At 37.3% G+C, this 11,482-nt stretch carries 9 protein-coding genes; 1 reads left to right on the forward strand and 8 read right to left on the reverse strand.

Annotation, left to right across the window (positions count from 1 at the left end; all coding sequences use genetic code 11):
- Positions 1 to 183 precede the first annotated feature (183 nt).
- From hemL to hemA, 6 genes are all read right to left on the reverse strand, one after another.
- The gene (gene hemL, locus ACQKMI_RS02405; RefSeq protein WP_427487025.1) at positions 184 to 1,476 is read right to left on the reverse strand and encodes a glutamate-1-semialdehyde 2,1-aminomutase; all 1,293 of its coding nucleotides are present in this window, start codon (positions 1,474 to 1,476) and stop codon (positions 184 to 186) included.
- A complete protein-coding gene (gene hemB / locus ACQKMI_RS02410; RefSeq protein WP_323647622.1) occupies positions 1,477 to 2,457 on the reverse strand; it encodes a porphobilinogen synthase in 981 nt (326 codons plus the stop codon). It lies immediately after the preceding gene.
- Positions 2,454 to 3,215 (reverse strand): uroporphyrinogen-III synthase, encoded by a 762-nt coding sequence (locus ACQKMI_RS02415; protein ID WP_427487027.1) that lies wholly within the window; start codon positions 3,213 to 3,215, stop codon positions 2,454 to 2,456. The genes hemB and ACQKMI_RS02415 overlap by 4 nt, the downstream gene beginning before the upstream one ends.
- On the reverse strand, positions 3,205 to 4,137 hold the full coding sequence (gene hemC / locus ACQKMI_RS02420; protein ID WP_427487028.1) for a hydroxymethylbilane synthase: 933 nt from the start codon (positions 4,135 to 4,137) through the stop codon (positions 3,205 to 3,207). The genes ACQKMI_RS02415 and hemC overlap by 11 nt, the downstream gene beginning before the upstream one ends.
- An 18-nt stretch (positions 4,138 to 4,155) precedes the next feature.
- The gene (ccsA, locus tag ACQKMI_RS02425) at positions 4,156 to 4,983 is read right to left on the reverse strand and encodes a cytochrome c biogenesis protein CcsA (RefSeq protein WP_427487029.1); all 828 of its coding nucleotides are present in this window, start codon (positions 4,981 to 4,983) and stop codon (positions 4,156 to 4,158) included.
- Positions 4,984 to 5,174: 191 nt separating this feature from the next.
- Positions 5,175 to 6,539: a glutamyl-tRNA reductase gene (gene hemA, locus ACQKMI_RS02430; RefSeq protein WP_427487031.1), complete on the reverse strand. Its 1,365-nt coding sequence runs from the start codon at positions 6,537 to 6,539 to the stop codon at positions 5,175 to 5,177.
- 286 nt (positions 6,540 to 6,825) lie between these two features.
- Here hemA and ACQKMI_RS02435 point away from each other — a divergent pair, with 286 nt between their 5' ends.
- Positions 6,826 to 7,092 (forward strand): hypothetical protein, encoded by a 267-nt coding sequence (locus ACQKMI_RS02435; RefSeq protein WP_427487032.1) that lies wholly within the window; start codon positions 6,826 to 6,828, stop codon positions 7,090 to 7,092.
- A gap of 275 nt (positions 7,093 to 7,367) precedes the next feature.
- Here the strand turns inward: ACQKMI_RS02435 and ACQKMI_RS02440 are convergent, their stop codons facing one another.
- Complete coding sequence (locus ACQKMI_RS02440; RefSeq protein ID WP_427487033.1) at positions 7,368 to 7,901, reverse strand: hypothetical protein; 534 nt, start codon at positions 7,899 to 7,901, stop codon at positions 7,368 to 7,370.
- 663 nt (positions 7,902 to 8,564) lie between these two features.
- On the reverse strand, positions 8,565 to 11,468 hold the full coding sequence (locus ACQKMI_RS02445) for a vWA domain-containing protein (RefSeq protein ID WP_427487034.1): 2,904 nt from the start codon (positions 11,466 to 11,468) through the stop codon (positions 8,565 to 8,567).
- Between the last annotated feature and the right edge of the window lie 14 nt (positions 11,469 to 11,482).

The raw sequence follows: 11,482 nt of genomic DNA on the forward strand, positions 1-11,482 counted from the left end.
TGGCTATGCTGAAAGTTATAATTTTAATGAAAATTTTTTCAAGTAGATAACGATTATTTCCCTTCAATGAACTTTTTAAGGGCAAAAATTAAAAATATTACAGAGAAAGGTATATTGCATTACTTTAACACAAAAAATAGCATGCCAGGAAATACTCCTAGCATGCTATTTTGTAACAACCTATTATCTTGCTAATTGTGCAAATACTTTATGGAAAGCATCAACTGTTTTTGCGATATGCTCTTCCGTATGTGCAGTAGAAATAAATAAACCTTCAAATTGAGATGGCGGTAAGAAAATACCTTCTTCTGCCATTAGACGGAAGTATTCAGCAAACAATTGCAAATCCGACGTTTTTGCTGAATCAAAATCAATAACATCTTCGTTCGTAAAGAAGAAACCTATCATTGAACCAGCACGATTTACAGTATGCGGAATATTGTATTTCGTTGCTGCTTCACGGAAACCAGCCTCTAATTGATCTCCTAGCTTCTTGAAGTATTCATAAGAGCTATTATCTAGGCGAGTTAATGTTTCATAGCCAGCTGTCATCGCTAATGGATTCCCTGACAATGTCCCAGCTTGATAGATTGGACCAGCTGGTGCCACCTGCTCCATAATTTCCTTTTTCCCTGCAAATGCCCCAACAGGAAGTCCACCACCAATAACTTTACCTAATGTTGTCATATCCGGTGTTACATCAAAATAACCTTGTGCACAGCCATAATCAACACGGAAGCCTGTCATAACTTCATCAAAAATTAACAATGTTCCATGTTCCTTTGTTAATTCGCGTAAGCCTTGAAGGAAGCCTGGTTGCGGAGGAACAACGCCCATATTTCCTGCAACTGGCTCAACAATTACTGCCGCTAGCTCTGAACCAAACTTTTCGAAAATTAGTTTCGCCCCTTCTAAGTCATTGTACGCTACTGTTAATGTATTACGTGCAATATCCGCTGGGACACCAGGGCTGTCAGGTAAGCCTAATGTAGCTACCCCAGAGCCAGCCTTAATTAGCAAGGAATCTCCATGACCGTGATATGAGCCCTCAAATTTTAAAATTTTATCGCGACCTGTAACACCACGAGCTACGCGTAAAGCAGACATCGTAGCCTCTGTCCCAGAAGAAACAAAACGAATCATTTCCATACCAGGTAGTCGATCTAACACTAATTTAGCTAATCGATTTTCCGTGTAGCTTGGTGCTCCAAACGAGGAGCCTTTCGCTGCTGTTTCTGCAATTGCTTGTACAACTTCTGGATGAGTATGACCTAAAATAAGAGGTCCCCATGATAATACATAATCAATATATTCATTGCCATCAATGTCTTTAATAATAGCACCGTGACCAGATTCCATGAAGATTGGATCCATATTTACGGATTTGAATGCACGTACTGGGCTACTAACACCACCTGGCATTAAGTTAATTGCTTCAGCATATGCTTGTTTTGATTTTTCGTAAGAACGTGTCATTTATTTCTCCTCCAACCAACGTGCAACATCTTTTGCATGATACGTAATGATTAAATCTGAGCCTGCACGTTTCATGCTAAGTAACGTTTCAAGCACTACATTTTTCTCTTCAATCCAGCCATTAATAGCCGCTGCTTTAATCATTGCATATTCACCAGAAACGTTGTATGCAACAATCGGTAATGTATAATTATTTTTTACATCACGAATAATGTCTAAATAACTTAGAGCTGGTTTAACGATTAAGAAATCTGCACCTTCTTCAATATCTGATTCCGCTTCACGGAATGCCTCCATACGGTTCGATGGATCCATTTGGTATGATTTACGATCACCAAATTGAGGTGCACCATCAGCTGCATCTCGGAATGGACCGTAATAGCTAGACGCATATTTTACGGCGTATGACATGATCGGAACATTTTCAAAGCCTGCTTCATCAAGACCCGCACGAATGGCTGCCACAAATCCATCCATCATATTAGATGGAGCGATGATATCCGCCCCTGCTTTCGCTTGTGATACTGCTGTACGTGCTAAAACATCTAAAGAAGGATCGTTTAAAATTTGATCGCCTTCAATTAAGCCACAATGACCATGATCTGTAAATTCACATAAGCATGTATCTGCAATGATTAAAAGCTCTGGGTGACGAGCTTTAATAAGTCGTGTTGCTTCTTGTACAATACCATGATCATGGAATGCACCAGTTCCAACTGCATCTTTTTCTGCAGGTAAGCCAAATAAAATAACCGCAGGAATTCCTAAAGCAACAACTTCATCAATCTCAGCTTCAAGTTTATCTAATGAAAATTGAAAAACTCCTGGCATAGAAGGTACTTCATTTTTAATATTTTCGCCTTCCATAACGAAAATTGGATAAATTAAGTCTTCTTTGTGTAAGTATGTTTCTTTTACCATTGATCGTATAGCAGCATTTGCACGCAAACGACGATGTCTTTGAAATTGTAATTTTGTCATTTTCTTTCTCCTACTTTCGTTATTTCCTCGATGACTGCTTGCATTGTATATACGCTCGGCATAACATCTACAATAGCACCGTGATTTAAAATAGCTGCTTCTGTAATATGACCGATTACTGCTACATGTACTGCCCCCCAACCAATTACCGAAGCTATATCCTTTGCGTAGACATCAACAGCAGAAGGACTAGCAAAAATTACTGTGACATCGCTATTCGTACGGATACATTCAATCATTAATTGTTTTTGATCATGTCGCTCAATCGTTTCATAAACTGTCCATTCCTTCAATGTAAAGGGCAGACCATCCTTTAATGTCTTTTTCGCTTTTTCCCCACGAATAAATAGACACGTAGGATTGCTACCTGCTACATTAGGAAATTCTTGAACAAATACATCTGCACTAAATATAGAAGGCATAAAGCTCACATGGAATCCTAGATTTTCTAAGGCTATAGTAGTTTTAGTACCGATAGAAGCAATTTTCCCTTGAAAATACGCTGCACTTACATGAAAGCGTTGCATCTTGTTGGCAAAAGCTTCTACCGCATTTTGACTCGTAAAAATGAGCCATTCAAATTGACGTGCAAACTCTAAATTCACATCATCGTTTTTATCGATCAGCTCGCAAGTTTCAATCAAAGGGGCAATTACTGCATGGCCACCTAAAGCTGTAATGTCATCTATTATCGTTGTCGTCTTAGATGTACCTGTCAAAATAATAGTTTTACCTTGTAAAGGTAAATTATTTTGCATCTTGCTCTGCCTTTACTCGTTGAATTAAGTCAAAAGCACCTTGCTTCGTTAAAATCTCAGCAAGCTCTTTCCCAATTACTTCCGCATCAGTTCCCACAACCGTTTCCTTATAAACAACTGAAGCATCTGGTGCAGCAACAAGGCCAGTTAATGTAATTTCTTCCCCGTTAGACTTTGCGTATCCTGCGATAGGTACTTGACAGCCGCCATCCATAGCCGCTAGGAAAGCACGTTCTGCATGCGCTTCTTGCCATGTAATGCTATCTGTTAACTTGCCTAATTGCGTTAATAGTTCTGTATCGTCTCCACGGCATTCAATACCTAGAGAGCCCTGTGCTACTGCTGGTAGACAATCCTCAACAGGTAAAAACTCAGTAACTACATCATCGCTCCAGCCAAGGCGTTTTAGTCCTGCTGCTGCTAAAATAATAGCATCGTATTCTTCAGTTTCAAGTTTAGCTAAGCGCGTATCTACATTTCCACGAATCCATTTAATTTCTATATCTGGACGGACTGTTAAAAGTTGAGCACTGCGACGAAGAGAACTTGTCCCAACAACAGCTCCTGCTGGAAGATCGGCAAATTTCACATGTCCTTTTGAAATAAAAGCATCACGCGCATCTTCACGTGGTGGAATACAGCCAATAACTAATCCTTCAGGCAATACTGCAGGCATATCCTTCATAGAATGGACAGCAAAATCAATTTCTTTGTCGTAAAGTGCTTGTTCAATTTCTTTTACGAAAAGCCCTTTACCACCTACTTTAGATAGTTGCACGTCTAAAATTTGGTCACCTTTCGTGACAATTTCTTTCACTTCAAATTCAAATGGTACACCAGCTGCTTTTAACTCATTGATAAACCAATTTGTTTGTGTTAAAGCTAGCTTACTTCTCCTAGAACCTACAATAATTTTTCTCAACAGTCTCCAACCTCTCTTCTAATACCATAAATGGAATCGTGATAAACTGCTTCCTAAAAAGAAGTTAACAACAACTAATAGGTAAGCGTATATATGTACCCACGCATAAGTTGTCCCAGTCAGCTTACCTTTACGATTCACATACAATATAAAGCAATACAAAATTAAAATAATAAAGGACCCAATGATCTTCGCATCAAAAATCGAAAGACTCTCTAGCGTTAGTAGTGCCCATTCAAACCCTAAAACTAAACTTATAAATAGCACTGGAATAGCAATAAAAAACGAAACATTCATCCAGTTGCTCGTTTGCTGTAGTGAAGGTAACCTTGTCCATAAATGTGACCATTTTTTCTTTTTAAGCAAACGATATAATACTAAATACAATATCGCAAAAACAAATGTTACGGAAAACACTGCGTACGATAATATTGCAAATGATATATGAATAAAAAGCAATTCCGAAATTAAAGTATCACTAACTACTCCTGTTGACCGTTTGGGCATAAAAGTAAAGATACTGGCAAATAAAAATCCTAGTATATTAATAATAAATACCGGTAGATCAACTCGTGCAATACAATGTAAAATAATAGATAGTGTCACGAGCAGCCAGGAATAAAAGAGGATCCCTTCTGACAAGGATAAAATCGGAAAACGCTTCGTTTCCACAAAAGTTAATAATATAATGGCACTTTGAATTACCCATACGAATGAAACAAGCCAAAAAGCAATTCGCCTTGCTCGTATTTGCTTATAAAAGTAATCAGTAAAGTAAAATACTAGACTGATCGCATACAAGACGATCATTACTTCATAGAGCCTTGTCATTGTCAAATCAGCCAATAGACATCCCTTCTTTGTATCAAAAGTACTAAAGCAGTGTACTTTAGCCTAGAAAAAAAAACGTTTTCGTATCCTTAGTTTACCATACAGATACGAAAACGCCTCATTTAAAAATCAGTAGAAAATCTCGTTCGCGGGAAAAGCTCGAAGGACAACTTTTCTAAAGTTGCACCGCGAACACATAGACATCTTTAGAAAGAATACTTTGGTTCAGTGGAAGATTGTGACGACTGTAAACGTTCTTTGCGTTCAAGCTCTTGTTCTGTCATCGCAGTAACTTCAGCTTCCACAGCATCCTCAATACCGAAAATCTGTTGGAATAAACGTAACTGTTCATTTGCTTTTGGTGAATTTGCCATTTCCTTAGCTTGTAGAATTGGTTCTTTTAACAATTGATTAATAATAGACTTTGTATGCTTACTTAAAATTTTACGTTCTCGATCCGTTAAATCAGGCATTTTATTCTCGATACTAATCATTGTCTCTTCTTGAATATGATTCGCTTTTTTACGTAAAGCCGAGATGACAGGGACAACGCCAAGAGTCGCAACCCAATCTTTAAATTGCACAACCTCTGTGCCAATCATTGAAGAAATATCAGCCGCAGCACGTTCACGTTCTGCCAGGTTTGCTTCGACGATGCCTTGTAAATCATCTATATCATATAAGAAAACATTTGGTAAATCTCCAACACGTGGATCAATATCACGCGGAACTGCAATATCTACCATAAATAATGGTTTACCTTTACGTAAACGTTCAACAAATTGCATCAATTCATAGTCAATAACAAAATCTGTTGCACCTGTAGAAGTAATTAAAATATCCGCTTCCAGTAACGAACATTGTAGTTCCTTCATTGATTTTGCTTCACCGTCAAATTTAGCTGCTAAACTTTCTGCTTTTTCGAACGTACGGTTAATAACAGTTACTTTTCCTACACCGCTACCGTAAAGGTTCTCAATAGCAAGTTCCCCCATTTTCCCTGCACCTAAAATTGCTACATGTTTACGTTGTAAAGATCCAAATATTTTCTTTGCTAGTTCAACTGCTGCATAAGAGACAGATACCGCATTCTCACCGATAGCCGTTTCATTATGTGCACGCTTCGCAAATGTCACTGCCTGCTTAAATAGCTGATTGTATACCGTTCCAGTAGTTCCAATCTCTTGTCCACTTAAGAAGCTTTTTCTTACTTGTCCTAAAATTTGAGTTTCGCCAAGCACCATCGAATCAATTCCAGCTGTTACTTTGAATAAATGCTCGATAGCTTGATCTTCCTCACGAATTGTTAAATAAGAAGAAAATGTCTCCACAGGCAGGTCGAACCATTTTGCTAAAAATTGCTTCACAAAATGACGTCCAGTATGCAATTGATCAACTACTGCATAAATTTCTGTGCGGTTACATGTCGAAACAATAACATTTTCTAATATACTTTTTTGTTGTTGTAGCGCTTCCATTGCCTGTGGTAGTTCATTCTCTATGAATGATAACTTTTCACGAATTTCAACAGGCGCTGTTTTATAATTCAAGCCTACTACGATGGTATGCATGAATAACACCTCTCACGTTCTAATTGACAAATCTCATTATAGCACAGTTCGACAAGAGTTCATCAATAATTTGTGAACATGTCATGAAGAACTGAAATTCGTCATCTACATTAGAATTATTATAAACTAAGTGTAACAAAATATACTTCCTATTTCAAATTTAATGTTTGTCCAGAACATTGTCTTTTAATGGCTCATTACCAAAACGTGGGGTTGATTTCCGTTCCGACCGGGGCGCTTTCCTGGGGGCGTCCGAAGAGCCGCTTAGGGCAACAGGATGTTGGTCATGAAGGCGTTATCACAGGACGTGATGCTCTTAGCCATCGTTCCCCTATTTGCTCGCTCCAGGGTCTCGGGCCAACACGATGTTGGTCACGAAGGCGTTATCACAGGATGTGATGCTTTTAACCTTCGTTCCTCTATATCGCTGATCCCCAAGGAGTCGCCCGGTCTCCACTCCAATCAACTTATTCACATGATATACGTTTTATTAAAAGTCCTCCTAACTTTCGATGATGAACAAGTAAAGGTAATTGATATTGAAGATTCCTAAAGGCAATTCCCTAATTTTAGCTAAAAATAATTTAGTACGTACATACTATTATTTTTACGTTCGAATAAGGATAATTAATTATTAGTTTATTTAGGGCAAATATGTCTTCCGGAATAAACAATAGAGGTAAACCAAATCTGGACAACTCTATTGTTCTTTTAATTATTATTAAGGTATAAAATATAGCCTTTGTCGAATTTCAATTTTTAACAAGGCTAACTTTACTATTTCAACAAACGTTCCCGTAAGTTGCACATCAAAATTTTCAGTTTCATTTAATAATCAATAGAATTGGCTATGTCTATTAAAGTTTCAGGCGTAACTTTATTTGAAACTCGTTTATCAATACTTAGCATATACTGAAAATTGTCTCTCTCGAAAACAAGCACATTAAAACCTGAAATGGTCATATATGTGGCCACAATCCCATTTTTTAATTCATAAGTTTTTACTACATATTTCTCTCTAAGAGGCAATTTATACTTACGTGGGCGAATATCAATTTTATAGTGATTTTCGGATAATTGGTCATTGATATATGTCACTTCAAGTGCGTCATTACCTTCATACTTTGAATCGGTAAATCGTCCAAAATGATGTGTAAAGCTTATAGGGGGTACTCTAAGAGGTAGCTTTAATTTTTGGTTAAAGTGTTGTTCAAAATCATTTACTGCTTCTTCTACCGATTTATATCCTATTTCAGGATATATTTCTTCATAAGGACTTGGTTTATCATTTGCAGATGCATGTAATGATAATAAAAAAAACGTACAAAATGAAAATAAGAAAAGATAAACAGTTCTGTTCATTTGTCTTCACCTCAAAGTATCTTTAGGTGTACTATTGCCAAATTTAATAAATTTATTAAATTATACAGTTCGATTCTGAAAGTTAGGATAAAAATTTGTCAAAAAATATAATTGAGGATAAGTTGATTGGAGTGGAGGCTGGGCGACTCCTCGGGGATCAGCGGTAGAGAATCGAAGGCTAAAACCATCACATCCTGTGATAACGCCTTCGTGACCAACATCGGTGCTGTTGCTGTCGCTGCGCTTTCGCACAAACAAAACCCTCTGCTGCCGCTACGTTAGCACTACGCTTTCGCGCAGAAAACATCTGTTGGCCCGAGACCCTGCAGCGAGCATCGCGAGTGAAGCGGGAGGGGAACGAAGGCTAAAAGCATCACGTCCTGTGATAAAGCCTTCGTGACCAACATCCTGTTGCCCCGACGCACCCAGGAAGCTCTGCTCTGCGCGAAAGCGTAGCGTCAGCGGCAAATGTTTTAACTGTGCGAAAGCGAAGCGGCAGCAACAAATGTTTTATCTGTGCGAAAGCGTAGCGTCAGCAACAAAGCGCCCAGCCGGAACGAAAATCAACCACACGTTATGGTAAATGCTATAAAATAAATATCTAAAATCTAAAAAGCTGAACTAATTGTTAGAATTAGTTCAGCTTAAAATGACTTTTAACTATTAATTTGTGATTGTCACAGTTTTAGTAGCTATAATTTTACCGTCTTTATCATAAGCTACAAATTCAATCTCATTATTAACTTTGAAGTCCTGCATTGTTTGCACTGTTTTTGTTAGCATGTAGACATTATCACTACGCTTATTCAATTCAAATTGCACATCTCCACTTAAAGAAGGGAATCGTACATTAACCTTTGCAACATTTGAACAATTACCATCAATCCTTGCATTCATTGTAATATTGCCTTTGCGTAGGGTTACTGTCGCTTCTTCAAATAAATCTTCAGGATTCACACAACTTGAAGGCGAAGTTTTACATAAAATTGAATCAATAATTTTTTGGAAAACTTGATGTAATTGTAAGTTATCGATTGCGTGGTAATAAATACCACCAGTTTCAGCAGCCAATTGCGTTAAAATTGCATCATTGACTTGTGATTTTTTACCCATACTTACAGTGTAAACCTTAACCCCTTTATTTTTCGCATCGTTCAACACTTTTGTCATCTTAGATTTACTTGTTTTACCATCTGATATGACAATGATAGATTTCGACGTTTTTGAGTCATTTGAGAATTTAGACAGTGCGAGTTCAATACCTGCAAAAATATCTGTGGCACCTTTCTCTTTCGATGCTTTATACAGATCTTTTTTCAACACATTGTCTGTAGTGCCCTCTCCAAGAACAGTAGCTTTTGTATTTGTTTCAATTACAATATTATTTTTTGCCTTAATTTGATCGATGACTTCCATCATTTTTTTACCACGGTAATTTGATTGGTCAGAAGCTTTCATCGAAGCAGAGTAATCAACTACATAAGCGACTTCTGTTGCTAAAGAACAAGAATTTTTACTAAAGTAAGGATTTGTAAAAATTTCTTTTGTAAATGTTTTATCTTTTAGATCCTTCAATATTGTTGCATAACGAGGATCTATTTTATTTACTAATGTTGCTTCAGCTTTTGATTTCCCATAAATAACGGAGTCAAAGTACGCAACGGCCGTCCCTGGGCTTCCTGTATTATTCAAGTAATCCGAAGTATTCGTAACAAATGAAGCTGTTTTCTCAACACCATCAAATTTAATTTTTACTGTTCCTTGATAGTCAGTAATAATTTCTCCACCTGGTCTCACTAATGTAACCATTACTTTTGTATAACGATCTTTACCAGATGGTCTCGATGCCGCTTCTGCACTTTCCTTTAATGCTTCCACTCGTTTTTTATAGGCTTCTACTTGACCTAGTAATTTACCACCTTGGTATTTTAATAATACTGTTCGATCGTAGTTACTCAAGCCTGTGAAAATAGCATAAATTTTCATGACACTATCATAATGCTCGAGCGTCAGTTTTTTTTCATCTGGCAAATAACCCATAAGTTGAATAATAGCACCGACTGGGTTAATGTTCTCAACCTGCGAGGCAATCGCATCATCAATTCCTTGAATACGATAAATTGGACGCCCATCATCTGAAATCATATACATAATTTCAATCGTATCATTAACCGAATCCTTCAAGCGTTTTTCAATAATTTCTTCGAACAGCCAAACTGAGATATTATAGTTTTCAAACTGTAAAATGGCATTTTCATAGCCTAATGCAGGGTATTTTTTATCACTGCCACCATATTGTAAGTACTTATTTTCAACATTTCCTAGAGCATTTGTTACATTTGTTTGCTGTCCAATACTAAATAGCTTTTCTTCTCTCTCAATCCAATGGACGTCCACAATATTTTCTGTAAAGAACTCTGGTAATTTTTCATACGGTACATATGGAGGTGTTACATTTCCATTTTCATCATCCGTATTTGTTGGATCATACACTTGATAATCAATGCGCATCTCCGGCTGAGGTGAGTAACGGACATGTGCATTCAGTTTTTCACCTACAAGACATTTCATACCAGGATCTGTGTTGTTAATAAGCTCAAATGAAATTGTATCACGGACAGATTTTGTTAATTTTGGTGCTATAACAATTGCAGAGACAGTAGAACCATCTGATTGTACATTTCGAACAGCTTCACCAGATGTGTCAACGATTTTTGCACCATATGATGAGGTTACACGGAATGTATAAGATTTATCATCAGGTATTGGATCACCATTACAAGCTTTTAAAGATACAGTAATGAGCGTTGAATCTTGGTCATTTGCGATTAAATCTGGTTTTTCAACATCAATACTTTGTAGAGCATTATTAACATACTCTGGTCCAGTAAAATCGTTGTTATTATCCTTTGGTTCTTCAAATTCTGTGTTGCTTGAGCCCATGAAGCCCGGAGGTAATGTAATTTTGTCGTTATCACGGCCTGCTGCCGTACGTTTTAATCCTAGTACAGCAAAGTTGCCGTTTTGTACACTGCGGTATAATAATTCAGCACTATCTCCACGAGTTAGTTTTGTAGAAGGTTGGAAATCAGCAAATGTCTTTTTACCAGTGCCTCCTGTTGAAATATCATTCGTGTATAAATACTGAACCGCCTGAGGCTCATCTAAATCTAAACCTCTAAAGGCAGCATATATACGTGCAAATTGTCCACGTGTAATAGCTTTTGAACGATTGGCTGTTGTATAGGTACCATTAAACGGTAAATAAAAATCACTATAGAAGTTATAAGCTACACTGTCGTCATATGTTAATGCATAGTTTCGATCAAGTTTTGCAAACATGACAACAAGCTCTCGCTCAGTTAACTGTTCATTAGGTAAAAAGTTATTAGCGCTATTTAATGAGAGTAAGTCATTATCGACTGCCCATGAAATAGCTTTGAATTTACTATTATTAGTTGGTACATCCTTAATTGTCGTAGCTGCCTGAGTTACAGCTGGAGTTGCTGTCATCAGGACTAGTACGATACATAGTAGGGATAGAAATGCTTTTTTAGCATACGTCATTTATTGTTCAGTCC

Source organism: Lysinibacillus sp. NPDC097214, from assembly GCF_050277945.1.
Taxonomy (GTDB): Bacteria; Bacillota; Bacilli; order Bacillales_A; family Planococcaceae; genus Lysinibacillus; species Lysinibacillus xylanilyticus_B.

Coding starts and splice junctions, on each gene's coding strand:
- hemL (WP_427487025.1), bottom strand. CDS start 1,476: ATGACACGTTCTTACGAAAAATCAAAACAAGCATATGCTGAAGCAATT.
- hemB (WP_323647622.1), bottom strand. CDS start 2,457: ATGACAAAATTACAATTTCAAAGACATCGTCGTTTGCGTGCAAATGCT.
- ACQKMI_RS02415 (WP_427487027.1), bottom strand. CDS start 3,215: ATGCAAAATAATTTACCTTTACAAGGTAAAACTATTATTTTGACAGGT.
- hemA (WP_427487031.1), bottom strand. CDS start 6,539: ATGCATACCATCGTAGTAGGCTTGAATTATAAAACAGCGCCTGTTGAA.
- ACQKMI_RS02435 (WP_427487032.1), top strand. CDS start 6,826: ATGAAGGCGTTATCACAGGACGTGATGCTCTTAGCCATCGTTCCCCTA.
- ACQKMI_RS02440 (WP_427487033.1), bottom strand. CDS start 7,901: ATGAACAGAACTGTTTATCTTTTCTTATTTTCATTTTGTACGTTTTTT.
- ACQKMI_RS02445 (WP_427487034.1), bottom strand. CDS start 11,468: ATGACGTATGCTAAAAAAGCATTTCTATCCCTACTATGTATCGTACTA.